The sequence below is a fragment of the Algibacter luteus genome, from assembly GCF_030344935.1.
Lineage (GTDB): Bacteria > Bacteroidota > Bacteroidia > Flavobacteriales > Flavobacteriaceae > Arenitalea > Arenitalea lutea.
Genome location: NZ_CP128313.1, coordinates 1,048,030 through 1,074,210 on the forward strand (window position 1 = coordinate 1,048,030; position 26,181 = coordinate 1,074,210).

Below are 26,181 nucleotides of genomic sequence, written 5' to 3' on the forward strand. Positions count from 1 at the left end.
AAAGCGCTTCAATGTCGCCTTTAGCGAAGTCGTAAGGTCTTTATTGAAAAGCAGTTTTAAAAGAAATAGAAAAGTATGATGCAAATTTCAGACACCGTTAAACATTTAATAATCATAAATGTGATTATGTTTGTTGGTACTCTAGCCATTGGAAATGGCACATTGTTTTATGAGTGGTTTGCCCTGTATTTTCCAAATAACGATGCATTTCAACCATGGCAAATCATTACGCATATGTTTATGCATGGAGGCGCGATGCATATTTTCTTCAACATGTTTGCGCTTTGGATGTTTGGAACGCCAGTTGAACAAGTTTTAGGGTCAAAACGATTTTTATTCATATATTTTTCTGCAGGATTGGGTGCAGTCTTGCTGCAACTTGGATATTATTATTTTCAGTATGTTCCTAATTACAACACGTTAATAGAATCTGGCTTAACATCAGGTGATATAAAACAAATGCTTACAACTAATGAAGTGATTTCTGGGATTTCACAATCTCAATTTACGTTGCTGAAAGATATTTATCCCGCATACAATGCGAGTATGGTAGGCGCCTCAGGTTGTTTAATGGGTATTTTAGCCGCTTTTGGTATGATGAATCCTGAAGCTAAATTGATGCTGATATTTTTACCTATTCCTATTAAAGCAAAATATTTTATTCCTGGAATTATTATTTTAGATTTAATTTCTGGTCTTACAGGACAGTCATTCTTTAGTCCTAGTAATACTGCTTATATGGCTCACGTTGGTGGCGCAGTAACAGGCTTTATCATTATGTGGTATTGGAAAAAGAACCAGTTTAACAGAAACCGCTGGAATTAATGACTTCACTTAATCAAGACATAAAACAAAAGTTAGCCAACCTTAATGTGCTAGAAAAGATTATAGCTATTAATGTTGTGATATTTCTTTTAGCATTAATTACAAGATTTAATTTTATTTGGTTTCAGCTCCCAAGTGGTTTTTCAAGTTTTATTTTGAAACCTTGGTCGCTAATAACCTATGCATTTGTACACACCGAATTTTTACACATGTTATTTAACATGCTTTGGTTGTATTTTCTAGGGCGCATGTTTTTGAATTTGTTTAGCCCTAAAATGGCTCTTAACGTATATTTCTTAGGTGCAATAGCTGGAGGTTTACTTTTTATGTTTTGTTATAGTTTATTACCAGAGGTTTTTGGTGGAAATTCAAGACTTTTAGGAGCGTCGGGCGCGGTTAGAGCCTTGTTGATTTTTCTGTGTGCCTACATGCCAAATCAAGAGATTCGTTTTTTTACATTTAACCTGAAGCTATGGTATATTGGTGCTGCTATTGTTGTTTTAGATGTTATAGGCGTAATTTCTGGTATTAATAATCCAGTTACGGGAAATGCTGGTGGTAATTTAGCGCATTTAGGCGGCGCTTTATTAGGGTATTTCTATGCAAAACAATTAGTTAAAGGACAGGATATTGGAAAAGGGTTTGAAAAATTCATGGATTATTTTTCAAATTTTTTTAAGTTTTCAAAAAAAGGGCCCTTAAAAACGGTACATAAAAATAAAAGTAAGGCAGGTGGTTATAATAAAGCCGATTTTAATGAGTTTAATAATCAAAAGAAAATTGACGTTATACTTGATAAAATCAGTAAAAGTGGTTATGATAGCTTAACTTCAGAAGAAAAAGAATTCTTATTTAGAGCAGGGAAGTAAACCAATGAAAAAATTGAGTTTCAGAAATAAATTCATTTATTCAATAAATGTTGTTGTGGCGGTGCTCCTGTTGCTTTCTTACATATTACCTTTTTTACCACCTAAAACTTTTTCTATTTTAGCTGTTGTTAATTTAGGGGTGTCGTTTCTTATTTTAATAAATGTATTTTTCTTATTGTATTGGGTTTTACAACTGAAAAGGAAATTCATGTTATCCTTTACTGTTCTCATAATTGGTTATTTTTCTTTCGGGACTCTTTATAAATTTTCGGCTTCAACAAAAATTGATGACCCAAATAACATTAAAGTCATGAATTATAATGTGAGACTGTTTAATTTATATGAATGGATTCCAGAAAAGGGGGTAGAAACCAAAATTGTAGACTTTATAAAAAAGGAGTCGCCAGATGTATTGAGTTTGCAAGAATATCATCCTCATAAAAATATAGATTTATCGTTTTTCAAGTATAAATTCGAAAAACTTTCAGGAAAAAAGACTAAATATGGTCAAGCCATTTTTTCTAAATTTCCCATTGTCAATTCTGGGTCTATCGAATTTCCTGATACTGCTAACAATGCCATTTTTGTTGATGTTGTCAAAGGAAATGATACAATCAGGATTTATAACATTCATTTAGAATCGTTGCGTATCAATACAAAGGTTGAACACCTTAAAAATGAAGATTCGGAGCGCCTATTTAAACGTATTGGCACCACATTTAAAATGCAACAGTTTCAAACCGAATTATTTTTAATGCATAAGAAAAAATGTAATTACAAAATGGTGATTTGTGGCGATTTTAATAACACCGCATTTTCGTATGTCTATCGAAAAATTAAAGGCAATTTAATAGATACGTTTAAGGAGGCTGGAAATGGTTTCGGGCGTACGTACGATTTTAAGTTTTTTCCAGTTCGAATCGATTTTATTTTTGCCGAAGAAGATTTTAATGTGAATGGTTTTAAAGCCTACAACCATCATTATTCCGATCATTATCCAATAATGACGACCTTAAGTTTGAAAGAGCAGGAGTAGCTTCTTTGTTAGGATATTTACATAAACGAACAATCTGCAACGTCTGCAATAATGTGAATAACGAGTCCCAGACCCACCAATCTCGATTTTTTAGGTATACATAAAAACACATAAAACAATATTGCGAAACTTGAGTGTAGCGGATGAAAACCAAAACTACAACGGTTTGGGTCAAAAATAGGTGTTGCTAATAAGTGGTCTATATCAATTAAAATACCCGCAACCATCACCAAAAAAGCATACTTCCAATTCGATTTAAAAAATAGTAAGGCAATCCCAAGTGGTAATAGAAAATGACACCCGTAATGCACTATAGATTGTAACATTATTTAGTTTTAAGTGTTTGAGATTCTAAATAATTTAAAGCATTTGGGCCTTCATTAAATAATAAATCTAAGATGCTTAAATTGGGTATAAAACCGTGTTTTGCGCTAAATACTTGTGTGTATTTCTCGAAATTATAATTTGGCTCTTTTTTAGCGTTTACTAATTGCCTGTAATCGGTTTTATCTTTTAAAGTTTTTTCGAAGGTATCTGTTTTAAAAAAGTTCAACTCTAGTTGTAAACAATCGCAAATGGTTTCTAAGCAATGTAAATTATGGTCTAATATGAAACCTGCATTCTTCATGAATAAAGGCTGAAGTTCATCTTCGTAATATTCGAAAAACGGAGATGTTCTGTACGCTGAAAGAATCGATTTCCAGTGTAGACTTTGCCAATTATCCTGATTGTAAATTTTAACGTCTTTATACTTTTGGCGATTTTTTTGAGAATGAATAACAGGGATGTTTAATCCTAGTTTTCCGTTGGCACCATAAATATAAGTTCTATTTCTGTAGGTTTGTTTCAAGAAGTTATCTTCCATTTCTAGAATAACTTCTTCAGCATTTACCATGGCAACAAAATGTGCAATATTGGGAAAATATGTAGGATGTAAAACAATTTTCATTCTTTAGGATATTTTAATTGTTTGGCATCTTCTGAAATCCCATTGACGTAATTCGGTATAATATTTAGGGCTTCCGCAAGCTCAGAACCGTCAAATCCTGAAATGTCTGAGTAATCAACTTGGTTGTTATAAAAGGTCAGATATTTAATCGACAACGGCATGTAAGACCAATGCCAGCGCTCTAAATTGTAACCTGTTCTTCCAGATGATTTGTCGGTGTAAACCTGATAGAAACCATAGTTATTAGCGTTTTCTACAAGCCATTTATACTCTTTTTTACCTTTGCCACTTTCAAAATAAGAGTTACTTAAACTATTTAAATCGATATCGGTTCCCCAATGATGTCTTGAAGTAGAAGGCATCGAACTATACTCGAGTATTTTTTTTGCTCTGCTTACGGGGTTTAGATTTTGATATTTTTCCCATTTACGCTCCCAAATAGCTTTCTGTTCAGCAAAATTTCGGGTGCCTGAAACAATTTTTAATTGAATACTATCTTTTTCGGCATGATTATACATGTTAACAAAAGCTTCATAAACCTCGACATTTAAATATATATGTTTAGATGTATGAGTAGCATTCGTTTTAATGAAGAGCTCATGATTTTTATAATCAAATTTCCCTAAAACAAAGTCTTTCGTAATTTCTATACTTTTAATAGTGTCTGTTTCTATAAGGTTAGATTCAGACTCAATTGAAGACATTTTATGCTCTAATTTTTTATCTTGTACACATGACGATAAGGTAATAAATAACACTATTGGAAACAGTTTAAACGTCATAACTCAGCTTAATCTTAATTGAATGAAATGAACAGTATCGTACTAATTATTTGCTAGCTTTTTTACGTTTTCTCCATTTGTTAAATCCTATCCAGCCAAATAAAAGAACTAAAAACGGGATTAAATAAGAGGTAGCTTTTCCGCTACCGCTAACCGTTGTAAAGAAACGTTCCCAACGTGGGTTTTTAATACCATCCCAACTCATCCAGATAAACACTGGTTTTCCAATAACGTGATTAAATGGCACAAATCCCCAAGCTCGGGCATCAATGGAGTTATGGCGGTTGTCACCCATCATCCAATAATAGTTTTGTTTAAAAGTATACGTATCTGTTACTTCACCATTAATTAAAATTTGATTGCCTTTTACTTGCAATGTATTGCCTTCATATTCGGTAATGACACGTTTGTATAGCGGTAAAACTTCTAAATTTATATCAATAGTTTTTCCTGCCTCAGGAATGTAAAGCGGGCCAAAGTAATCAACGTTCCAATTGTAATCTGGGTGATGCGGAAAAATATTAGAGTCTCTCACACCTTTTTCTTGCTTATTAGGTGTAATGCTCGCCACATTTGGGTGATTTTTAAATTTAGCTACGGCTTCATCTGATATTGCAGAGAAATAGTAAGTATTCTGGCTATTCATGATTCCAAAACCATCTGTGATATCATATCGATCCTTTAAAAATTTAGGATTGAATTGATTGGTTTTAGGTTGTACCAAATAGCTAAATTGCAAATGTGCTCTATCAGGAAGCTCATTTTTCTTTCCATTAATATATACATAGCCATTTCTAACTTCTAATGAGTCGCCTGCAATACCAACGCAACGTTTAACAAGGTTGGTTTTTTTATCTATGGGCTTGTAGTAGTTCCGATCGGGTCTAAAATCATTCATATTCAGCAAGGTGTCTGCTGGTTGATTAAAAACCACAATATCATTTCGTTCTATGTTTTCAAACCCTGGAAACCTTAAATAAGGTAGTTGCAATTTGTTTTTCCATGAGGTATTTCGTGCTTCAAAATTATCGTCAAATAAATAAGATTTGGTTCCTAATTTCGGAATGGTATCATGCACCATAGGCGCTGCAACAGTAGTCATTGGCACACGAGCTCCATAATGGAACTTGCTTACAAAAAGAAAATCGCCTACCAACAACGACTTTTCTAAAGATGATGAAGGAATAGTAAAAGGTTGCATAAAATAAGTGTGAACTATGGTGGCAGCTACTATTGCAAATAGAATAGAACTCACCCAATCACCACTAGATGTTGTAGGGTCTAAACTCCTATCTTCAACATACGTTACATCGAGAACATAATTAAGGTAATAGTTGTAGAAACCAAGTGTAAGGACCGCTAAAATAGTGTCAACAGGCATGTTTTTGCCGAAACTTCTAGATGTCTCAACCCAAACAACTGGTAGCATAATAAGATTTACAATGGGTAGAAATAATAAAATTATCCACCACCATGGACGATTAATAATTTTCATTAAAATAACACCATTGTAGATTGGGACAAAGGCTTCCCAAGCTTGTCTACCAGCTTTTACGTAAAGTTTCCAAGTTCCTAAACCGTGAATTACTTGAATTATAAAAATGAATATAAACCACTGTGTCCAAGTCATAATCTTAAAATTTTATTGTTATGTAAGTAGTAACAGGTGTTTTGATTGTTACAACTTTATTGCCAATTAACCTATATTTAACACATCGTTCATAGTGAAAACACCAGTTTTTCCAGCTATCCATTCTGCAGCAATAACGGCACCTAAGGCAAAACCTTGTCTGGTGTGCGCTATATGCTCAATGTTTATGGTGTCTACTTCACTTTCATAGGTAACCGTATGGGTTCCAGGTACATCTTCTATGCGTTTTGCAGTAATCGGAATTGTTTTTTTACCATTTTCGTCTAATTTCCAATTGGTAAATCCTTCATGGTTTTCAATAATATCATTAGCTAAAGAAATGGCAGTTCCACTTGGGGCATCAAGCTTTTGTGTATGATGTATTTCTTCCATTGAAACATTATACTGCTTCAGGTTGCTCATCATTTTTGCGAGTGTTTTATTAAGTTCAAAAAAGATATTGACACCTAAACTATAATTAGATGCATAAATAAAAGCGCCTTTTTTTTCTTCACATAAAGCAACAGCATCGTCATATTTATCTAACCAACCTGTGGTTCCAGATATAACAGGCACGTTGTTGTTTATGCAGTTTGAAATATTATTAAAGGCTACCGTAGGAACGCTAAAATCTATAGCGACATCAGCTTTAGTAATGTCGTAATTCTTATCATCTTTATCAATAGTCAATACCACATTATGCCCGCGTTTAATGGCAATCTGCTCTATGGTTTTACCCATTTTTCCGTATCCGAGTAAAGCTATATTCATGTTAAAATTTAAAATTTAAAGTTAATCCGAGATTGCTTAAAGCATCTTTTGGGTTGAGTTCGTAATGTGGCGATAAAGTTAAGTTTTCATCTACATTATATTGCAGTAAATGTGCATCTACATTGGCATCAATAATGTTTAGTGCATAAAATCCAATGGTAACTAGTAAAGAGATTTCCTTATTACTTCGGTACAATTTCTGAGCATCTTCAAGTCTGTCTGTAGATACTCTTGGAGTGGTTAATTGGTTACCCTGAGAATCGAAATAAAACTCATCGTCGGTATAGCCTGCAAGTCTTCTCTTGTAAGCATCTCTAAACCGATTGTATTGTTTGTTATTGTCTATGTAGAAATAAATACCAGTACCTATAGCTCCATAAACAATAGGGATTTTCCAATATTTTTTATTGTAGGCTTGCCCCAATCCTGGTAAGATAGCTGAATAAAATGCGGCTTTTGCAGGCGATAGTGCGTCAATAGGTTTGCTGACTGAAACCAAAGTATCTATGACAACTTCTTTTGGAAGGTTTTTTTTTGGGGTTTTTTCCTTGTCTTGTGCGAAAGCAGAAAAACAACAAAGCAGACATGCTACTATTCCTGTTATAAGGATTTTATTTTGCACCTTGAACTAATTTTTTAATACGATTAAAATCTTCTTCAGAATGAAAAGGAATCGTAATTTTTCCTTTACCATTTTTAGAAACTTTAACGTCTATTTTATGCCCAAAGTATTCTGAAAACGCCGCAATGCCTTTTTTAACAAATTTTGGCATTTCATCATCTTCAGATTTTTTAGCGGTAGATGGTGTTGGTTCTTTTGTATTGAAATCTCGAACTAAATTTTCAGTTTCTCTAACCGAAAGTTTGTTCGATAAAATGTTCTCATAGATGTCTAACTGCTCGCTTTGGTCTTCTATTGCAATTAAAGCACGACCATGACCCATGGATATAAAGCCATCGCGCATTCCAGTTTGAATAATTGGGTCTAATTTTAATAAGCGCAAATAATTAGCAATAGTAGATCGTTTTTTACCAACACGCTCACTCATTTGCTCTTGAGTCAGGTTTATTTCGTCAATTAATCGTTGGTACGATAAGGCAATCTCGATAGGGTCTAAATCTTGGCGTTGAATATTTTCAACTAAAGCCATTTCTAAAGATTCTTGGTCGTTAGCAATTCTAACGTAAGCAGGAATAGTTTCTAATCCTATTAATTTTGAAGCTCTAAAACGACGTTCACCTGAAACTAATTGGTATTTGTTTAAACCTAATTTTCTAACCGTTATAGGCTGAATAATGCCTAGTTCTTTTATCGAAGACGCTAATTCACGAAGGGATTCTTCGCTAAAATTTGTTCGTGGTTGAAACGGGTTAACTTCGATGAAATCAATATCTAATTCAACAATATTCCCAATAACTTTATCTGCATTTTTATCTTGTACCGATTGAATATCGTTACTTGGGTCTTTTAATAGTGCTGATAAACCTCTACCTAAAGCCTGTTTTTTGGTTGCCTTAGCCATAATTTAGGAGTTTTTATTGATGATTTCTTTTGCCAAACTTAAGTAATTGTTTGCACCTTTACTACTTGCGTCGTAATTAATTATACTTTCTCCGTAGCTTGGTGCTTCACTCAAACGTACATTTCTTTGAATAATTGTTTGAAAAACCATGTCGTTAAAATGTTTTTGAACCTCTTCAACCACTTGATTTGATAATCTTAATCTTGAATCGTACATGGTAAGCAATAAGCCTTCTATGTCCAATTCTGGATTGTGTATTTTTTGAACACTTTTTATGGTGTTTAATAGTTTTCCTAATCCTTCAAGGGCAAAATATTCACACTGAATAGGTATAATAACCGCATCAGCAGCAGTAAGTGCATTTAAGGTTAAAAGGCCTAATGAAGGTGCGCAATCTATTAAAATATAATCATAATCGTTTTTAATGTCGGCTAATGCCTTTTTTAGCATGTATTCGCGTTCATCTTTATCAACAAGTTCTATTTCAATAGCAACTAAATCAATATGCGCTGGAATGATGTCTAGATTTGGTGTTTCAGTTTGAACAATTGCATCTTTAGCGATGTTAGAATGTTCTAATAATTGGTATGTTCCAATTTCTACAGATTCAACATCAATACCTATTCCAGAAGTTGCATTTGCTTGAGGGTCAGCATCTATAAGTAATACTTTTTTTTCTAGAACGCCTAGTGAAGCTGCTAAATTAATAGAGGTTGTTGTTTTTCCTACGCCTCCTTTTTGGTTCGCAATTGCAATGATTTTACCCATTAATGATTTGGTTTTATTAGAGACAAAAATACAATTATTTATGTGGAATGAAAGTGGAACTTGTTAACAAATCGGTGAGTGAAATTTAATGTAGTTTTTTAACGATTATCTGTTAATCAATTAGGATTTCTAGAATCTTAATTGCGGCATCACTAATTTTGGTTCCAGGGCCAAATACAGCAACGGCTCCGGCATCAAATAAATATTGATAATCTTGCTTAGGAATAACGCCACCTACAATAACCATAATATCATCTCGACCGTATGCTTTTAATGCATCAATAACTTGCGGTACTAAGGTTTTGTGACCAGCAGCTAATGAGGAAACGCCTAAAATATGCACATCGTTTTCAACAGCTTGTTTTGCAGCTTCTTGCGGGGTTTGAAAAAGCGGACCAATGTCTACATCAAATCCTACATCGGCATAACCTGTAGCAACAACCTTGGCTCCGCGATCATGACCGTCTTGCCCCATTTTTGCTATCATAATACGAGGTCTTCTGCCTTCTTGTTCTGCAAAAGCATCCGCCAATTGTTGTGCCTTTTTAAAGGATTCGTCGTTTTTTATTTCTTTACTATACACACCAGAAAATGATTTTATTTGTGCTTTGTATCTGCCAAAAACAGCCTCTAAAGCATCACTTATTTCGCCTAAAGTGGCACGCTCTCGAGCCGCTTCAATAGCTAAAGCTAGTAAATTTTCTTTACCAGATCTTCCTGCTTCGGTTAATTTTGATAATGAGGCTCTAACTTTTTCGGAATTTCTAGTACTTTTAATTGAGGTTAATCGCTCAATTTGTGAGTTTCGAACAGTTTGATTATCTACTTCAAGTGTAGAAATAGGGTCTTCTTCTTCAAGTCTATATTTATTAACGCCAACAATAATGTCTTGCCCAGAATCTATCCTTGCTTGCTTTCTTGCCGCAGCTTCTTCTATTCGTATTTTTGGGATACCAGCTTCAATGGCCTTTGTCATGCCACCTAAATCTTCAATTTCTTCAATTAAAGCCCAAGCTTTATTTGCAATATCGTGAGTTAGTTTTTCAACATAATAGCTTCCTGCCCATGGGTCAACCGTTTTTGTAATATGTGTTTCTTCTTGAAGAAATATTTGCGTGTTTCGAGCAATTCTTGCTGAAAAATCTGTTGGTAACGCAATAGCTTCATCTAAGGCATTAGTGTGCAAACTTTGTGTGCCGCCAAATGCCGCAGCGGCAGCTTCAATGGTGGTTCTAGCTACATTATTAAAGGGGTCTTGTTCGGTTAAACTCCAACCCGAAGTCTGACAATGTGTACGTAATGCTAAAGATTTTTCGTTTTTAGGATTGAACTGTTTTACCAATTTCGCCCAAAGCATTCTAGCGGCTCGCATTTTGGCAATTTCCATAAAGTGGTTCATGCCGATTGCCCAAAAAAATGAAAGGCGGGGTGCAAAGGTATCAATATCCATACCTGCCGCTAATCCTTTTCGAATATATTCTAAACCATCGGCTAATGTGTAAGCTAATTCAATATCGCAAGTGGCTCCAGCTTCCTGCATATGGTATCCGGAAATACTGATACTGTTGAATTTTGGCATATTCTTACTCGTAAATTCAAAAATATCAGAAATAATTTTCATTGAAGGTGTTGGCGGATAGATATAGGTATTTCGCACCATAAATTCCTTCAAAATATCATTCTGTATGGTTCCTGCCAACTGTTCTGGCTTAACACCTTGTTCTTCTGCTGCCACAATATAAAAAGCCATAATGGGTAAAACTGCACCATTCATGGTCATTGAAACCGACATTTTATCCAACGGAATGTGATCGAAGAGTATTTTCATGTCTTCAACAGAATCAATAGCGACTCCTGCTTTTCCAACATCGCCAACTACACGCTCGTGGTCTGAATCATAACCTCTATGTGTTGCCAAATCAAAGGCTACGGATAGTCCTTTTTGTCCTGCAGCTAAATTACGTCTGTAAAAAGCATTGCTTTCTTCGGCAGTTGAAAATCCTGCATATTGACGAATAGTCCATGGTCTGCGAACATACATGGTACTGTAAGGTCCGCGCAAATAAGGTGCGATACCTGCAACAAAATTGAGATGCTTCAAGTCTTCAACATCACCTTGAGTATACGTTGATTTTACATCAATATTTTCAGCAGTAGCAAATGTTGAAGATTTAATCTTTTTACTTTCTACCTCTGGTTTTATGTTGATATGTTGAAGATTTTTTCTTGTCATTTATTTAGTCGTGATTATGTCCTGCATGTGGGTCAACTTCCTCTTTTCGAGGAACCTGATTAAAATCAACTTTCAATTCTGGTTGTTCTAACTTCGATTTAGCAAAATTGGTGTCGAACATTTTGGCGTAATATAAGTCTAGCGCGATGTATAAAGCTAAACTTTTATCGTTTATGGCGTTTTGGTATTTATTAACAACTGCAGGACCAAATAATTTTGGTGACATGCTATTTGTTGTTAAAAGGGCATTAAGCGTGGTTTTCAAATTTTGATCTTTTATCGTGTTCGAGATACATTTTACAACCTCACTATTGTAGTTGAGGTTACTTTTTGTGTTGTTCAAGTCCCACAAACCTTCTTCCTCTTTTAGGGCTTGAAAAACCTCGAAAGTGTGTTTTGATACAATTTTATCTAATTGTAATCTGCCAAAAACAGAATTTCTCATGATTTGAGAATAGGCCTGATTTAATTTGAAATTTGGTCTGTTTTGCTTGTAATGATTTTCGATATCGTCTTCAAAACTATAAAGGGCTTCATTTAATAATTTAGTATTTACGCCAGCACATTCAAAAGCGATAGGTTTATCAGCGTATTTGTAATTTGAAAATGAGTTTTCTTTTTTGCAACTCAATAGAATGAAGCATAATAAACAAGATAAAAGTGTAATTTTTGAGTTCATTTTAATTTTCATTTTTTAATCGGTTTTGTTCTAATTGTTCTGATAATCGTTTTTCTATAATGGGTTCAATTAATGTTTTTCTTGGGTTGGTTTTTACAAAAGGATAAAGTTCTAGCTCATGCTTCATGCTGTCCTTAGCATTAGGGTGAACGTTAGTGCCCAATAATACGATTTCGCCTTTATCAAATTGTTCTTGTTCTTTCAGCGCAGATTCTTTTATTTTTCTTTGAATGGTTCCCGCTTTTAATTGACTTAGAAACCCGCCATTGTTTTCAATATCTTTAAAAAGTTCTAAAGCTTTTTCTGAAAGTTGGTCTGTAATAGTTTCAATGTAGTACGAACCATCAGATGGATTGTTTACCATGTTAAAATAGCTTTCGTGCTTCAGAATTAAAAGCTGGTTTCTTGCGATGCGCTCACTCAAAGCATTGCTTTTATGATAAATTGCATCATAGGGTAAATTGGCAATAAAATTAGCGCCTCCAAGTATCGCACTCATACATTCGGTAGTTGTGCGCAACATGTTTGTATTGTAATCGTACAAGGTTTTGTTTCGTTTTGAAGGTGTCACAACGATTTCGCAATTGGTATTCGCACCATATGCTTTAGCGAGTGTTTTCCAAAGTGCTCTCAATGCGCGTAATTTGGCAATTTCAAAGAAGTAATTGGAACTAACCGATACATTAAAAACGATGTTTAATGATTGTAAATCGATTTCTGAATTTTCTAAACCATTTAAATACTCATTAGCGTGGGCTAGGGTGTAGGCAAGCTCTTGAGTTATGGTTGCTCCGGCATTTTGATATAGTGAAGCATTTACATTAAAAGCATATGTTTTGTTTATCAAAGTGTCGAATGCCTTAAAATCTTCATTAAAGCTTTTAAACCAGTTGCCATCACTAGCGAGTTGCCCAATGCTATCTATTTGAATTTTTGCTTGAGGAACTAAATTATGTATGTTATTGATGAAATCTGCTGAAAGAAATTGAAGTTCAAGAAATAATGTTGTTTCCTTTTGATTGATACCTTTAACAAGTTCATTAATTGAAACGGTTTCATTAGGAATGATGAATTTTATACTTTCTGCACCTTTATCAATGATATCAAGTGCTTTTTTATTAGATTTTTCAACGTCTGCAACGAAAATGATTTTAAGAATGTTCCATAGAGTTGCTTTGGTGTCAGAAATGTTTGGGAGTTTATTAAAATCGTCGGCGTGATAAAAAGGCTTTACATCAATATTCTCATTAGTTTTCCAAACAAGTGTATCGTTGTAATCTGCACCTTTTAAATCGAACTGTATTTTTTGTTTCCATTGTTTTGAAGAAACAGGTTGAAACTCATCAAACAAATGTTTACTCATCATTTTTTGTTTTTAAGCTATCTTCATATTCGATAATGTAAATTTCCTCATTATCTCTTTTCATGTAATATTCTTCTCTAGCAAACTTCTCTAAACCTTCGTCTGTACTCAGTTTTTTTAAATCTTTTTTATCTTTTTCTATTTCTTTGATGTAGTATTCTTTCTCGTTCTCTAAATCCTCAATTTCTGTATTTAATTCATGATGAATAAGCCATGAATTGGCATCAAAAAACAACATCCAAACAGCAAACACCACTAAAATAAGTATAAAAATATTTTTAAAGGGTTTTAAGTATTTGTTTTTATTGCTCGCCATTATAGTTTATCGTTTATAATGGTTTTTACAATATCGATGGCTACCGTGTTGTAATGATTGTTTGGAATAATAATATCTGCAAACTCTTTCATAGGTTCTATAAACTGATTGTGCATCGGTTTTAATGTGGTTTTGTATCGTGCAAGTACTTCATCTAAATCTCTTCCACGTTCTTGTATGTCTCGTTTTAAACGGCGTATTAAGCGTTCATCGCTATCGGCATGCACAAAAATTTTAATATCGAACATCTCTCTTAACTCTGGGTTGGTCAAAATTAAAATACCTTCAACTATAATAACTTTTCTAGGATGCGTTAAAATGGTATCACCCGTTCTATTATGCTTAACGAACGAATAAACAGGTTGGTGTATAGGATTGCCTTTTTTTAATTCTTTTAAATGCTCCTCAAGTAAATCGAAATCAATAGACCTTGGATGATCAAAATTGATTTTCACGCGTTCATCATAAGATAAATGAGTGGTGTCTAGGTAATATGAATCTTGAGAAATAACTCCAACTTCGCCCTCTGGTAGTTCGTTTAAAATTTGATTTACAACTGTTGTTTTGCCACAGCCTGTACCGCCAGCAATTCCTATAATGAGCATGAAAATAGTTTTATGGACTTTACAAAGTTAGTTAATACTTGTTCCTATTTAAAACAGAACTTGGATTATTTTTCAATTTTTGAAACTTCTTCTTCTGTGACTAAATTATCATTTTTGTTCCCCCAACTATTTGTTATATAATTCATAACATCTGCAACTTCATTATCACTTAATCCCATGGGCGCCATATAGCCATTATAAGTTTTTCCGTTAACTGTAATTTCACCTTTTTGACCATATTTGATGCCCTTTATACTGGCTTCTCTATTATTCATTAAGTAATCAGATTTTGCTATCGGCGGATACACATTTTCAACGCCTTCACCACTTGGTAAATGGCAGGTAACACAAAAATCTTCATAAATAAATGCACCACGCTCCATACTTGAATCTAATTCGCTTGATTGGGCGCTACAGGTGAAAATGATAGAACAAAACGAGAAGAAACTTAAGTAAAGTAATTTCATAATATGTAATTAGTTTTGAGGAACAATTTTATAGATGCCTTTGCCTTCTACGGCCACATAAATGAAACCATCAGGTCCTTGAATAACATTTCTAACTCTACCGATATCTTCTAACAGTTTCTCACGTTTTACAACTTTATTATTTTCTATAACTAATCGCTCTAAATATTCAAATTTTAGAGCTCCAACGAGCACATTCCCTTTCCATTCTGGATATTTGTTTGAAGACACAAATGCCATTCCGCTAGGAGCAATGGATGGTACCCAATAAAAAAGCGGTTGCTCCATGCCTTCTTTTTCGGTGATGTCTGTAAATGTTGTGCCGCTATAGTTTATTCCATAAGAAATAACAGGCCAACCGTAGTTGCTACCTTTTTCAATAATATTTATTTCATCGCCTCCTTTTGGTCCATGTTCATTAGTCCAAATGGCACCTGTAAATGGGTTTTTAACCATACCTTGAGGGTTTCGGTGCCCGTAACTATAAATAGCAGTTTTGGTATTTTCGGTATTTATGAACGGATTGTCATCTGGTACACTGCCATCATCATTTAATCTGTAAATTTTACCGCAATCTCTTGTAATGTCTTGTGGGTTTACATCTCGATCGCCTCGATCTCCAATTGAGAAATACAAATAGCCTTCATCATCAAATTCTATTCTCGACCCGAAGTGTTGACCTCTTTTAGAATTCGGACTCGCCTTGTAAAGCATTTCAGAATCAACTAGAGTATTGCCGTTAAGTTTCGCACGCAATATCGCCGTGTTTCCACCATCGCCCTCACCTTCTGCGGAAGCAAAAGAAAAATATATCCATCCGTTTTCAATGTAATCTGGGTGTAGTTTTACATCCATAAAGCCACCTTGACCACGAACATAAACATTGGGTGTACCCTCGATTATTTGCTTTTCACCTTCATGAAAATGAATTAATTCTCCTGATTTTTCGGTTATCAGCATACTTCCATCTGGTAAAAAAGCCATTCCCCACGGAATATTTAAATCTGATACTACAATTTCTGAAGTATAGTTTGACTCTGAAGGTGTTGAGGCTTCAACTTCAGATTCTTTCTGTTGCGCACAAGCGGTAAATACGATAAAAATTAATGCGAAAATTGAATAAAACTGTTTCATTTTTGTTTTTTGTTATAATTTACATTAAAAAATGTAGTTTATATTAATTCCAGTATAATAATTTATAGGATTCCCTGGATAATAATATCTGGGAGCACTTCCTCCAAAGCCAGTGGCATTTATTAAAATTTGAGAAGCATAGTGTACATCAAATATATTGTTTAAGCCAAAGAATGCGTTTAATTTTAGCTTTTTATTAAGAAATAATTTATAACCAATTTTACAATGAGTTAAATTGTAACTTTCTGAAAACAAGCTATTACTGTCGTTTATTGGCATGCTACCTACATGTTGGTAATTTATATTTCCATAAAAACCTATGCTACTTATAAAATTAAATCCAAGGTTGATAACTTCAGAAGGGACACCTGTTAGTTTATTGCCCGAAAAATTATTAGAATCGTCAACAAAGTTTTTAAATTTGAATTGATTTAAGGTGTAATTGAAAAACGAACTTAATGTCACGTTATTATTTGATAGCCAATTATAATTAATAGCTGCTTCTAAGCCATTATGTTGAGTACTACCTGCATTTATTCCTATAAATTGGTCTTGTGTTGTTCTTCTTGAAACAATGAGATTTTTAATGTTTAAATGATAAATTGATGTGTTAAATTGTAAGCGATTACTAAATAAAGTGCCACGTGTACCTAACTCGTAATTCCATCCAGTTTCTGGTTTTAAATTGGTGTTTATTTGTCCGTCAGGAAGAAGAGTTTCTTGAAGTGAAAGTGGTGAGAACCCATGACTTATATTAGAAAATAAACTTAAGTTATTCGAAATTAAATGAGAAACCCCAAATTTGGGAGACATAATACTTTTGTATTTATACTGCCCCGATTGATCTGGATTGGTATCTGAAACCGGGTAATCATCTTTTAACTTATAGGCGGTTTCATTTAAATTTAATCCGATGGAAAATGTGGTTTTTTCTGAAAGTGCAATATCAGATTCCGCAAAAATATTATAATAATTTCTTCGCTCATGAAAATCTGATAAACGGTTACCTTCAACACTTCCTGTGCCTTCAGGATAATCTTCATATAAATTTTCAAAGGTTCCGTATGTATAGGTGTCTTTAAAAAACTCTCCGCCAAAAGTCCATTTTAACTTTTTGCCATATAGCTTTAGTGTGCCCAATAATCTGCTTCTTATGCCAAATGCAGATGTGTTTTCTTTTAAAATGTTAAAAGGTCTTGGTTCGTACGTGTTTGTAAATGATGTGAAAATACTGGTATTTTGCTTTAAGTTGTCATTGTAATTATGATTCCAAGAAAGTCCAATAATACCACGTTTTGAATCTTCATATCCTTTGGATTGTTGCCAAGTTAAAGCAGCAGATTCTGGACTGTTTAAATAAGTCTCTTCGTTAATTGAGCTTGGTATAAATGCCTTTAAATCCACATAACTCATCAATATAGAAACCTCGTTTTTAGCATTTAAAAAATGATTGGAATTTATGGTGAAAGTCTGTCTGTTGTATTCATTATTTTCACGATATCCATCGCTATGAGTATTACTGTAAACAGCGTTTATACTATGTTTTTTTGAGCCATATGCCAAATTTAATATCCCTTTAACTAATCCAAACGAGCCAATCGAAAATTCTGTATTACTAGATGTTTCATTTAAATGCCCGTTTTGCGGTATTAAACGAATAACTCCTCCCAAACCAGCTCCATAAATACTAGAAGCAGATCCTTTTGTGATTTCCATTTGAGAGATGGTTGCGAGTTCAAAATCTTCAAGTGTTGTTTCGCCACTGCCATTGGTTAACGGAATATCTTTAAAATAGGCTCTTATTTTGGAAGTTCCGAAAAGGTTTCTAGAACCAATACCTCTTATCGTAATGCGATTTGTATTGAGGCTGCCACTTTGCATAAACACCCCAGGAGCTCGATTTAATATTGGGGCAAAATCTGTATTGTTTGCAAGTTGAATATCATTTGATGTAATCATACTCACTGATGCTGTAGCTTTTTTTAAAACTCTAGGAATCTGGTTTGTACTTATTGTAATTTCATTAAGTTCAAATGGATTGATACTTAGTTGAATAATGTATTCGATGTTTTCGTTGAGCTCAATAATTTTTTCGCTATAACCAACTTTTTTAAATGCATAAAAACCCGGTTTTTCTAATAGGAAAAGACCATTGCTATTTGTAAAGTAAGTGTCCTTGAGCTCTAAATTAGTAATTTCTACATTGGCTAAAGGAATCCCGGAATTGTTAGCTAAAACCTTGCCTTTAATTTGCCCGAAACAAAAGAAACTCGAGCAAAAAAATAAGAATAAAAAAAGGTTTTTGGTCACAATAAATGCTTTAGGTTATCTGAAATTTTCAATTGCTAAATTATCACTTTTGGGCAAGAAATATTTTTTAGAGAATTTTAATTATGAAATGAATAAAAAAACTATATTTGCATCCCGTTACAAGATAACCAAAAATCGGGGTGTAGCGTAGCCCGGTTATCGCGCCGCGTTTGGGACGCGGAGGTCGCAGGTTCGAATCCTGCCACCCCGACCAAAAAATCCAATTACGAAAGTGATTGGATTTTTTTATGCCTTTATCCATGTTCGATTAAGACTTTAAAGGTATCTACAGAATTTATGTCTTCAAAGTCTTTCCACACAATTATTTTTGAAATATTATAAATTTAATGAAGCGTTAGTTTCCATTTATTTGTTAACTTCAAAATGTAAATTTTAGATTAAAAAAATAACATAATGAAGTGTATAAAAGTAAACAAATTATCAATTTTACTAATTATTGCAGCGGTTTTAATGTTTGGCTGCAAGAATGTTAAGAAAGAAGCCAATATATCGGAAATTACAGAGAAAATCTATCCGAGCGATGTTCTTCCTGTTATTAAAGATTGTAGTTTACTATGTGGTGATGGTACAAGTTTTAAAAACTTAGATAAGGTTGAGCATGACGATTTTTTTTATGTTGAAAACGATGGAAAAACAAACTGGGTTGTATACAAAACACCAAATTCTGGAATAACCTCAAGAACTTCGAGTAATACAAGAACGGAATTGGGACAAAAAGCACATTGGATTCCAGAAACTGGCGGAAGATTAACAGGAACGTTGAAAGTGCAGCATGTGTCAACTTCAGGCGATGCCAGAGTTTCAGTTTCATATTCGGTTGTTGTAGGGCAGATTCATAGTGATGAGGGGCATGAAAACGAACCGCTCAAAATCTTCTACAAAAAATTCCCAGGGCACGAAAAAGGATCTGTGTTTTGGAATTATGAAATTAATACCAAAGGTGATAATTCTAAAAGGTGGGATTATTCTACCGCCGTTTGGGGATACAATATGTCGGTTGTAGGTACGAGTCCATCAACCAATCCAGAAGAGCCTGGTAATGGTATAGCCTTGGGTGAAGAATTTAGTTATGAGGTGAACGTGCATGAAGGTATTATGTATCTTACTTTTAAAAGTGAAGGGCATGAAACAAAGACATTTGTGAAGAACTTGTTGCAATCAGATTTTACTAAAAAATCAGATCTCCCAGAGCAGATCAAAACAGTATATGCCACAATTGGACGTGATGGAGTAGAACAAGAAAACGCATATGCAGGCGAATTACAATACTTTAAACAAGGCGCTTACAATCAAACAAATGGAAAAGACCCAAACGAAAATATAGTTTGGTATACTGGGGCGGAGGTATTTGATGGCGATATTGCTAAACAGTACGCTCATGGCAGTTATGCTGAAGTTTGGTTTAGAGAATCTACCATGGGAGAAAGCATTGCCCCTAGCAAAGATTAATATGGTGGTATTTCTAAAAAAAAGTCAATTATTTAAAAATAATATAAGAAATTGAATAGCGTCATCTATATTATGGGAGTTTCAGGTTCTGGTAAAAGTACCATCGGTAAATTATTATCTGAAAACCTTAAAATTCCATTTTTTGATGGAGATGATTTTCATCCTCAATCAAATATTGATAAGATGAAAAGTGGCTTGCCGTTAAATGATGAAGATCGTCATGGTTGGTTGCTAAAACTTAATGAGGTAGCAAAAGTGCAGTTACAAAAAAGCAGCTGTGTTATAGTTTGTTCGGCTTTAAAGCAAGCATATCGTGAAATTTTGAAAAAAGATATTGAATATCATGTGAAATGGGTGCATCTAACGGGTGGTTTCAATTTGATATTTAAAAGACTTAACGAAAGAGAGCATCATTTTATGTCATCGGATTTATTGCAATCTCAGTTTGATACCTTAGAACCGCCAAAGGATGCAATTCAAGTTGATGTAAGTTTAAATCCTTCAGAAATAGTAAAAAATATCGTTGAACAAATGGAAGAGAAATCTGAATTTGGTCTTTTTGGACTAGGTGTTATGGGGAAAAGCTTAAGCAGAAACTTAGCGCAAAAAGGTTTTAAAATTTCAATATTTAACCGAGAAGTTAAAGGGAAAGAGGAACATGTTGCCATAGATTTTAAAAATAAGTATAAAGAACTTGAAAACGCACATGCGTTCTCTAACATTGAGAAGTTTGTAAACTCATTACAAACCCCAAGAAAAATTATGCTCATGGTTAATGCTGGTAAGATTACAGATATGGTCATTGAAGATTTACTGCCTTATTTGTCTGCTGGAGATGTGTTAATTGATGGTGGAAACTCTAACTATATAAAAACAAAGGAACGTTACGATTATCTAAAATCGAAGGGTATTCAATTCTTAGGAGTTGGCGTTTCTGGCGGCGAAGAAGGAGCTTTAAAAGGTCCGTCCATAATGCCCGGAGGAGACAAAAACACATATAACTTAGTAAAGCCTTATTTAGAAAGTATTGCTGCTAAAGATGTTAATAACTTGCCATGTTGCACTTATATAGGAGAAGAGGGAAGTGGGCATTTTGTAAAAATGGTTCATAATGGGATTGAATATGTAGAAATGCAATTATTGGCTGAAGTCTTTACGATACTAAAATCTATGGGAAATAATCCAGATGAAATAGCTGATATTTTAGAATCATGGAAACCAAAAGCCCAAAGTTATTTACTAAGTATTACTGTTGATATACTTAGAAAGAAAGATAGAAACGAATGGTTAATACATAAAATAGTTGATAAGGCAGGGAATAAAGGTACTGGCAATTGGACAACAATAGCTACTGCTCAATTGGGAGTTCCAGGAACTTTAATAGCATCAGCATTATTTGCAAGGTATACTTCGTTTTATAAAGATGAAAGAATTCAAGCTAGCAAACGTTTCGAGACAAAATCATTACCCGTTAACCTTGAAATTAAGGATGTTTTAAATGCATATCAATTTGCAAGAATTATAAATCATTTTCAAGGCATTAGATTAGTTTCAGAGGCTGGAAAAGCATACAATTGGCAACTAAATCTAAGTGAAATAGCGCGAATTTGGACTAATGGCTGCATTATAAAATCTGATTTAATGGCGGAATTAATACCTGTCTTAAAAGAGGATGATAATATTTTGAAACATCAGGTTATTATTAATCAGGTCAAATTATTGAAACCGTCAATAAACAAAGTAGTGGCTAAATGTATGTTGAGTGAATTGGCAATACCTTGTTTAAGCGATGCGGTTAATTTTTTAAATAATTATGCAAATTCAAGGTCGTCGGCAAATATTATTCAGGCACAACGCGATTATTTTGGAGCTCACACCTATCAACGTACAGATGATGCTACTGGAAAATATTATCATACCAATTGGTAGGATAATAAAAAACTTTAATTTTTATAACCATTTTAAATACAGTTAAATAGCCTTATTTAACTTCCAATAAATTAATTAAATTTTAATTGATGCGCGATGCTTTATAATTTATTGGAATAATTAAAACCCATCCAATTATATCTAATCGTTAATAAGAACAAATCTAATTGTAAAACAGCAAAGGCCGTTACTCTAACCTAATATAATATTCGCCTAAAATAGGATGACCTGCACTATCTAATTCAGTTTGACTGAATTCATTTTCACTAATATTCACATCAAAAACAAACTCTGTTCTATCTTTTATTACCTCATTCATCGATTTGGAACCATAATCTAATATTTCAGTTAAAACGCCATTTTTAACTTTATAGTCACCATAGGCAAACCAATCAATTGAATCTGATATTCTAGATCTACTCCACATCACTTTGGTAGCAGAATACATTTTTATTTGTTTATTAGTTTCTGAAGACGGGATGGTATCTATACTGCCATCTTCTCCAAAGTTTAAATAACTTACTAACTTCCAAGCGCCTTCTAAAGTTTCAATGTCTTTTTCCGAATTAATTGAGCTTTTTTCCGCCATTTCTGCTTTTGAATTATCTTTACAAGAAAAAAGAATCAATGGTAAAACGGCTAATATTAATAAATACTTTTTCATAATTTAAAGGGTTTAGTTGATATACAGCAATTTACGAAAAAAAACAACATGATTTCTTTTATTAATAGATTTAGAAAATACTATCATAGTTAAGTGTTAATAACTTAAGTGTAAGGATTCAATCAAAAATTCTACTTTTGTTACATTAAAATTTATGAAAAATTATGGCTGAAAATATAGAAAAAGTTAAGTGCTTGATTATAGGTTCTGGACCCGCAGGTTATACCGCAGCAATTTATGCTGCTAGAGCTAATATGAAACCTGTTTTGTATCAAGGGTCACAACCAGGTGGGCAATTAACAACCACCAATGAGGTTGAGAATTTTCCTGGATACCCAGATGGGGTTACAGGACCAGAAATGATGATGCAATTACAGGCACAAGCGCAACGATTTGAAACTGATGTTAGAGATGGTTGGATTACCAAAGTAGATTTTTCAGGGCCTTTACATAAAGTATGGGTGAATGATACTAAAGAAATTCATGCTGACACCATTATTATTTCAACGGGTGCATCGGCAAAATATTTAGGCTTAGATTCCGAACAGAAATATTTAAAACTTGGTGGTGGGGTATCTGCATGTGCAGTCTGTGATGGGTTTTTCTACCGAAACCAAGAAGTGGTGATTGTTGGTGCAGGAGATTCGGCTTGCGAAGAAGCGCATTACCTTTCTAAACTTTGTAAAAAGGTAACGATGTTGGTTCGTAGAGATGAGTTTAGAGCTTCGAAAATAATGGCTGCTCGTGTAAAAAACACTGAAAATATTGAAATTTTATACAACACTGAAACCGATGAGGTTTTAGGTGATGGACAAGTGGTTACAGGTGTTCGTGTTTTTAATAATAAAACTGGCGAAAAGCATGAGATTCCAGCAACTGGATTCTTTGTAGCGATTGGACACAAACCAAACACAGATATATTTAAAGATTATTTAGATTTAGACGAAACTGGTTATATTATCAATGTGCCAGGAACTTCAAAAACCAATGTTGAAGGCGTATTTGTTTCTGGCGATGCGGCAGATCATGTCTACAGACAAGCGGTAACTGCAGCGGGAACAGGTTGTATGGCAGCATTAGATGCAGAACGCTATTTGGCTGCAAAAGACTCTACTTTTGAAGTGTCTACCTCTACTTATAATTGATTGAAACAAATAAATATTTAAAAAACCAAAGCGAATAGCTTTGGTTTTTTAAGTTAGTTTATATTTGAAAACGTGTCTAATTAAGATTATAAAAAAGCGGGATGTGGCGCAGTCCGGTTAGCGTACACGGCTGGGGGCCGTGTGGTCGCAGGTTCAAATCCTGTCATCCCGACAAAATATTTGTCAATCAATAGTTCTTCACTTTTATTTTGTTGATTTTCAAGTTGTAAACAATCCGTGTATTTGGCATTGCAATACTTAGCACATGATAGTACAGGATAGTTTTTGTGAAAAATTGAGTTTTCTTGAGATATGAAAAGTAGATTTGTTTAAGTACTGTTGTTGTAATTTTAATTGATTCAATTCAGTTCTTTATTTGACAATTAATTCTTTCTAAAATCTTTCAACAAGCATGGTTCAAGAAATAATTAAATTAAAAAATATTGGTAGCAACGATATACCTAAATATAAAAAAGTATTTAATGCGTTTAAAGAATCGATAGAGACTAATGTTTTTAAACCTGGTGATAGTATTCCTTCTATAAATGAATTTAGTAAAGACTATAAAATATCTCGAGATACCGTATTCAAAGCTTATAAGCTTCTTAAAGATGAGGGGTTTATTAAATCTACTCCCAACAAGGGTTACTACATCACAGATAATAAAATTAAGGTACTTTTATTAATAAGCACGTTTAAGGCTTATAAAGAAGTATTGTATCATTCATTTATGCAAAACTTACCGAGCAATGTAATAGTAGATTTGCAGTTTCATCATTTTAGTGTAAAGAATTTTAAGTCGATGCTAGATGCCCAGAATGGTAAATATTATAAATACATTGTGATGGGTTTTGATCATCCTGAAGTTAAGAAAGCCATTAATAAAATTGATGAAAATCAGTTATTATTAATAGATTGGGATTTGCATTCTAAAAAAACAAGTAATTTTATTTTACAAGATTTTGGACAAGGATTTTACAACTGTTTAGAAGAGGCATTACCTTTATTTAAAAAATATGAGTCGGTTAAATTTATCTATCCAGAATTCACATATCATCCATGGGAAAGTGTCGTTTTTTTTAAAAAATTCTGCAAAACACATAACCTTGAATTTGATGTCATTAAAAATTCGAAGTTGTTCACAGTTAATGAAAATACTGCCTATATAAGTGTAAACGATAGAATGCTCTATAAATTATTAGACCAATGTTTGGATGCTAATTTTGTGTTAGGAAAAGACGTAGGAGTACTTTCGTATAACGAAACACCTATAAAAAGATTTACATATAAGGGTATTTCTGTGGTCTCAGTAGATTTTCAAAAATTTGGCGCAAAAGCTGCGGAGTTTATTACAAGTGATGCACCAATGCAAACTTATTTGCCCACAAAACTCATATTAAGGGAGTCATTATAATTTGGGCGTGATAAAAAAAACATATCAGTAATATCGTAGCTAATATTAATCTATATGTATTCTAGTTTACATTTTCAAAAACGAATTTGTTTCTTTCATTATAATCTACATTTTCTTTAGTCAAAATATCGATAGGAAGATATATTTTGTTATTTAATAAACTTTTTTTGTTTTTTAAATAGTCAGTTAATAAACGAACCGATTCATAACCTTGTTCAAATGGTTTTTGAGAAATCAAGAACGACACAGAATCGTTTTTTAAACATTCAATATTTTGAGGCGTATTATCAAATCCAATCAATTTAAGATTTTTTAGATAATTTGTGCTTATACAATCAACCACAATATAAATTCTACTCGATGGTACAAAGATACCTTCAATTTCGGGGTGTTGTTTTAAGTATAGGTTTATTTTTTCTCTGGTCTCCAAAGAGTTATTTAAATTCTCTATTTTTAGTGTTTGGGTTTTAGAATGTATCTCATTTTTCAAGAAAAAATCATTAAAACCTTTTATTCTATTAGATACTGCATTGTTTTTAGTGATATTATGCCTTGCCTGAATAATTAAAAAAGTAGAATGTTTAGGTATGCTTAAATGCATGAGCTTGCCTGCAATATACCCAGCCATATAAGAGTCTTGACCAACAAATGCTATGTTATTAAAGCCATCAATATCAATATTTAAAAATAAATAGGGAATGTTAAGAGATTCTAATTTACTAACAATTAGTTTTGTCTCTTTTGAAAAATTGGGAACCATGATAACAGCAGTTGGCTTTGTTTTTAACAATTCATGGAATGTGTTTAAATACGAATTGGGATCATATTGATTAAAAGTAAAATTTTTGACCTTTACTCCAAAGCTTTTAACGTCATCTGCACCTTTTAAAATGCCTAAATATGGAGATTTCCAAAATAAATCGGAATCATTATGTTCAGGTATTAATGCGGCAATGAAATGTTTATTCTTCATAGCAAGAGCACTGGCGACTGGATTCACACTAAAATTGTGATACTCAAGAATTTTTTCAATTCTAGCCTGTGTTTTTTTTGAAACCCCCCCGCGGTTGTGTATAACTCTGTCTACCGTTCCTTCAGAGACTTTAGCTTCTTTTGCGATATCCTTTATTGTAATCATATAATTCTATTCATCTATTTATGTTCTTTTGGAATTGAAAACATAATTTGTAATAAAGCTATTTTTAGGCAATTTAATAAAAATATATTCATTTTGTGTGCGCACACAATTATTTTTTTATATATTTGTGTGTGCGTACACGAAAAGTTATGCCTAATAAT

Annotated in this window: 25 protein-coding genes and 2 tRNA genes; 9 read left to right on the forward strand and 18 right to left on the reverse strand. The window is 33.4% G+C overall.

Annotated features, from left to right (window positions below; all coding sequences use genetic code 11):
• Positions 1-75 precede the first annotated feature (75 nt).
• The 3 genes from O5O44_RS04585 to O5O44_RS04595 are packed head-to-tail and all read left to right on the forward strand — an operon-like array spanning position 76 to position 2,730.
• Positions 76-825 (forward strand): rhomboid family intramembrane serine protease, encoded by a 750-nt coding sequence (locus tag O5O44_RS04585; protein WP_289195907.1) that lies wholly within the window; start codon positions 76-78, stop codon positions 823-825.
• On the forward strand, positions 825-1,694 hold the full coding sequence (locus O5O44_RS04590; RefSeq protein ID WP_289195908.1) for a rhomboid family intramembrane serine protease: 870 nt from the start codon (positions 825-827) through the stop codon (positions 1,692-1,694). The genes O5O44_RS04585 and O5O44_RS04590 overlap by 1 nt, the downstream gene beginning before the upstream one ends.
• A gap of 4 nt (positions 1,695-1,698) precedes the next feature.
• A complete protein-coding gene (locus tag O5O44_RS04595; protein WP_289195909.1) occupies positions 1,699-2,730 on the forward strand; it encodes an endonuclease/exonuclease/phosphatase family protein in 1,032 nt (343 codons plus the stop codon).
• A 17-nt stretch (positions 2,731-2,747) separates the two neighbouring features.
• Here the strand turns inward: O5O44_RS04595 and O5O44_RS04600 are convergent, their stop codons facing one another.
• The 16 genes from O5O44_RS04600 to O5O44_RS04675 all read right to left on the reverse strand — a co-directional run bounded on the left by O5O44_RS04600 (position 2,748) and on the right by O5O44_RS04675 (position 18,260).
• On the reverse strand, positions 2,748-3,056 hold the full coding sequence (locus O5O44_RS04600; protein WP_289195910.1) for a DUF6122 family protein: 309 nt from the start codon (positions 3,054-3,056) through the stop codon (positions 2,748-2,750).
• The gene (locus O5O44_RS04605) at positions 3,056-3,679 is read right to left on the reverse strand and encodes a WbqC family protein (RefSeq protein ID WP_289195911.1); all 624 of its coding nucleotides are present in this window, start codon (positions 3,677-3,679) and stop codon (positions 3,056-3,058) included. Before O5O44_RS04605 ends, O5O44_RS04600 begins: the two co-directional genes overlap by 1 nt.
• Entirely contained in the window at positions 3,676-4,461 is a 786-nt protein-coding gene (locus O5O44_RS04610; protein WP_289195912.1) for a M15 family metallopeptidase, read from the reverse strand. Before O5O44_RS04610 ends, O5O44_RS04605 begins: the two co-directional genes overlap by 4 nt.
• A gap of 46 nt (positions 4,462-4,507) precedes the next feature.
• Entirely contained in the window at positions 4,508-6,091 is a 1,584-nt protein-coding gene (gene lepB, locus O5O44_RS04615; protein ID WP_289195913.1) for a signal peptidase I, read from the reverse strand.
• Positions 6,092-6,157: 66 nt separating this feature from the next.
• Entirely contained in the window at positions 6,158-6,862 is a 705-nt protein-coding gene (gene dapB / locus O5O44_RS04620; RefSeq protein ID WP_289195914.1) for a 4-hydroxy-tetrahydrodipicolinate reductase, read from the reverse strand.
• Position 6,863: 1 nt separating this feature from the next.
• Positions 6,864-7,484 carry a DUF5683 domain-containing protein gene (locus O5O44_RS04625; protein WP_289195915.1) on the reverse strand — a complete coding sequence of 207 codons (621 nt, stop codon included), beginning with the start codon at positions 7,482-7,484 and terminating at the stop codon, positions 6,864-6,866.
• Entirely contained in the window at positions 7,474-8,385 is a 912-nt protein-coding gene (locus O5O44_RS04630; protein WP_289195916.1) for a ParB/RepB/Spo0J family partition protein, read from the reverse strand. The genes O5O44_RS04625 and O5O44_RS04630 overlap by 11 nt, the downstream gene beginning before the upstream one ends.
• Positions 8,386-8,388: 3 nt before the next feature.
• Positions 8,389-9,153: a ParA family protein gene (locus O5O44_RS04635; RefSeq protein WP_019386370.1), complete on the reverse strand. Its 765-nt coding sequence runs from the start codon at positions 9,151-9,153 to the stop codon at positions 8,389-8,391.
• Positions 9,154-9,265: 112 nt separating this feature from the next.
• The gene (scpA, locus tag O5O44_RS04640; RefSeq protein ID WP_289195917.1) at positions 9,266-11,386 is read right to left on the reverse strand and encodes a methylmalonyl-CoA mutase; all 2,121 of its coding nucleotides are present in this window, start codon (positions 11,384-11,386) and stop codon (positions 9,266-9,268) included.
• A 4-nt stretch (positions 11,387-11,390) separates the two neighbouring features.
• Positions 11,391-12,065, reverse strand: a complete 675-nt coding sequence (locus tag O5O44_RS04645) for a hypothetical protein (protein WP_289195918.1) — start codon at positions 12,063-12,065, stop codon at positions 11,391-11,393.
• 1 nt (position 12,066) lies between these two features.
• The gene (locus O5O44_RS04650; protein ID WP_289195919.1) at positions 12,067-13,431 is read right to left on the reverse strand and encodes a methylmalonyl-CoA mutase subunit beta; all 1,365 of its coding nucleotides are present in this window, start codon (positions 13,429-13,431) and stop codon (positions 12,067-12,069) included.
• Positions 13,421-13,744, reverse strand: a complete 324-nt coding sequence (locus O5O44_RS04655) for an FtsB family cell division protein (protein WP_289195920.1) — start codon at positions 13,742-13,744, stop codon at positions 13,421-13,423. The genes O5O44_RS04650 and O5O44_RS04655 overlap by 11 nt, the downstream gene beginning before the upstream one ends.
• The gene (gene udk, locus O5O44_RS04660) at positions 13,744-14,349 is read right to left on the reverse strand and encodes a uridine kinase (protein ID WP_289195921.1); all 606 of its coding nucleotides are present in this window, start codon (positions 14,347-14,349) and stop codon (positions 13,744-13,746) included. Before udk ends, O5O44_RS04655 begins: the two co-directional genes overlap by 1 nt.
• A gap of 65 nt (positions 14,350-14,414) precedes the next feature.
• Positions 14,415-14,816 carry a c-type cytochrome gene (locus tag O5O44_RS04665; protein WP_289195922.1) on the reverse strand — a complete coding sequence of 134 codons (402 nt, stop codon included), beginning with the start codon at positions 14,814-14,816 and terminating at the stop codon, positions 14,415-14,417.
• Between the two features lie 9 nt (positions 14,817-14,825).
• On the reverse strand, positions 14,826-15,950 hold the full coding sequence (locus O5O44_RS04670) for a PQQ-dependent sugar dehydrogenase (RefSeq protein ID WP_289195923.1): 1,125 nt from the start codon (positions 15,948-15,950) through the stop codon (positions 14,826-14,828).
• A gap of 24 nt (positions 15,951-15,974) precedes the next feature.
• Positions 15,975-18,260, reverse strand: coding sequence for a TonB-dependent receptor family protein (locus O5O44_RS04675; RefSeq protein ID WP_289195924.1), 2,286 nt, complete (start codon positions 18,258-18,260; stop codon positions 15,975-15,977).
• A 136-nt stretch (positions 18,261-18,396) separates the two neighbouring features.
• Between O5O44_RS04675 and O5O44_RS04680 the strand changes: the two genes are divergently transcribed.
• The 3 genes from O5O44_RS04680 to gnd all read left to right on the forward strand — a co-directional run bounded on the left by O5O44_RS04680 (position 18,397) and on the right by gnd (position 21,659).
• Positions 18,397-18,474, forward strand: a tRNA-Pro gene (locus O5O44_RS04680).
• A gap of 200 nt (positions 18,475-18,674) precedes the next feature.
• Positions 18,675-19,730: a polysaccharide lyase family 7 protein gene (locus O5O44_RS04685; RefSeq protein ID WP_289195925.1), complete on the forward strand. Its 1,056-nt coding sequence runs from the start codon at positions 18,675-18,677 to the stop codon at positions 19,728-19,730.
• Positions 19,731-19,781: 51 nt separating this feature from the next.
• Positions 19,782-21,659: an NADP-dependent phosphogluconate dehydrogenase gene (gene gnd / locus O5O44_RS04690; RefSeq protein ID WP_289195926.1), complete on the forward strand. Its 1,878-nt coding sequence runs from the start codon at positions 19,782-19,784 to the stop codon at positions 21,657-21,659.
• 187 nt (positions 21,660-21,846) lie between these two features.
• On the opposite strand, the gene O5O44_RS04695 is transcribed toward gnd, so the two are convergent.
• Positions 21,847-22,323, reverse strand: a complete 477-nt coding sequence (locus O5O44_RS04695; protein ID WP_289195927.1) for a hypothetical protein — start codon at positions 22,321-22,323, stop codon at positions 21,847-21,849.
• Positions 22,324-22,487: 164 nt separating this feature from the next.
• On the opposite strand from O5O44_RS04695, the gene trxB reads away from it, so the two are divergent.
• The 3 genes from trxB (at position 22,488) to O5O44_RS04710 (ending at position 24,882) form a co-directional block, all read left to right on the forward strand.
• Positions 22,488-23,468 (forward strand): thioredoxin-disulfide reductase, encoded by a 981-nt coding sequence (gene trxB / locus O5O44_RS04700; RefSeq protein WP_019388478.1) that lies wholly within the window; start codon positions 22,488-22,490, stop codon positions 23,466-23,468.
• A 97-nt stretch (positions 23,469-23,565) separates the two neighbouring features.
• Positions 23,566-23,640 (forward strand) — tRNA-Pro (locus O5O44_RS04705).
• Positions 23,641-23,880: 240 nt separating this feature from the next.
• Positions 23,881-24,882, forward strand: coding sequence for a GntR family transcriptional regulator (locus O5O44_RS04710; protein ID WP_289195928.1), 1,002 nt, complete (start codon positions 23,881-23,883; stop codon positions 24,880-24,882).
• Between the two features lie 61 nt (positions 24,883-24,943).
• Here O5O44_RS04710 and O5O44_RS04715 read toward each other — a convergent pair whose 3' ends face one another.
• Positions 24,944-26,020 (reverse strand): substrate-binding domain-containing protein, encoded by a 1,077-nt coding sequence (locus O5O44_RS04715; RefSeq protein ID WP_289195929.1) that lies wholly within the window; start codon positions 26,018-26,020, stop codon positions 24,944-24,946.
• Positions 26,021-26,181 lie beyond the last annotated feature (161 nt).

Coding starts and splice junctions, on each gene's coding strand:
- O5O44_RS04585 (WP_289195907.1), top strand. CDS start 76: ATGATGCAAATTTCAGACACCGTTAAACATTTAATAATCATAAATGTG.
- O5O44_RS04590 (WP_289195908.1), top strand. CDS start 825: ATGACTTCACTTAATCAAGACATAAAACAAAAGTTAGCCAACCTTAAT.
- O5O44_RS04595 (WP_289195909.1), top strand. CDS start 1,699: ATGAAAAAATTGAGTTTCAGAAATAAATTCATTTATTCAATAAATGTT.
- O5O44_RS04600 (WP_289195910.1), bottom strand. CDS start 3,056: ATGTTACAATCTATAGTGCATTACGGGTGTCATTTTCTATTACCACTT.
- O5O44_RS04605 (WP_289195911.1), bottom strand. CDS start 3,679: ATGAAAATTGTTTTACATCCTACATATTTTCCCAATATTGCACATTTT.
- O5O44_RS04610 (WP_289195912.1), bottom strand. CDS start 4,461: ATGACGTTTAAACTGTTTCCAATAGTGTTATTTATTACCTTATCGTCA.
- lepB (WP_289195913.1), bottom strand. CDS start 6,091: ATGACTTGGACACAGTGGTTTATATTCATTTTTATAATTCAAGTAATT.
- dapB (WP_289195914.1), bottom strand. CDS start 6,862: ATGAATATAGCTTTACTCGGATACGGAAAAATGGGTAAAACCATAGAG.
- O5O44_RS04630 (WP_289195916.1), bottom strand. CDS start 8,385: ATGGCTAAGGCAACCAAAAAACAGGCTTTAGGTAGAGGTTTATCAGCA.
- O5O44_RS04635 (WP_019386370.1), bottom strand. CDS start 9,153: ATGGGTAAAATCATTGCAATTGCGAACCAAAAAGGAGGCGTAGGAAAA.
- scpA (WP_289195917.1), bottom strand. CDS start 11,386: ATGACAAGAAAAAATCTTCAACATATCAACATAAAACCAGAGGTAGAA.
- O5O44_RS04645 (WP_289195918.1), bottom strand. CDS start 12,065: ATGAACTCAAAAATTACACTTTTATCTTGTTTATTATGCTTCATTCTA.
- O5O44_RS04650 (WP_289195919.1), bottom strand. CDS start 13,431: ATGATGAGTAAACATTTGTTTGATGAGTTTCAACCTGTTTCTTCAAAA.
- O5O44_RS04655 (WP_289195920.1), bottom strand. CDS start 13,744: ATGGCGAGCAATAAAAACAAATACTTAAAACCCTTTAAAAATATTTTT.
- udk (WP_289195921.1), bottom strand. CDS start 14,349: ATGCTCATTATAGGAATTGCTGGCGGTACAGGCTGTGGCAAAACAACA.
- O5O44_RS04665 (WP_289195922.1), bottom strand. CDS start 14,816: ATGAAATTACTTTACTTAAGTTTCTTCTCGTTTTGTTCTATCATTTTC.
- O5O44_RS04670 (WP_289195923.1), bottom strand. CDS start 15,950: ATGAAACAGTTTTATTCAATTTTCGCATTAATTTTTATCGTATTTACC.
- O5O44_RS04685 (WP_289195925.1), top strand. CDS start 18,675: ATGAAGTGTATAAAAGTAAACAAATTATCAATTTTACTAATTATTGCA.
- O5O44_RS04695 (WP_289195927.1), bottom strand. CDS start 22,323: ATGAAAAAGTATTTATTAATATTAGCCGTTTTACCATTGATTCTTTTT.
- trxB (WP_019388478.1), top strand. CDS start 22,488: ATGGCTGAAAATATAGAAAAAGTTAAGTGCTTGATTATAGGTTCTGGA.
- O5O44_RS04710 (WP_289195928.1), top strand. CDS start 23,881: ATGGTTCAAGAAATAATTAAATTAAAAAATATTGGTAGCAACGATATA.
- O5O44_RS04715 (WP_289195929.1), bottom strand. CDS start 26,020: ATGATTACAATAAAGGATATCGCAAAAGAAGCTAAAGTCTCTGAAGGA.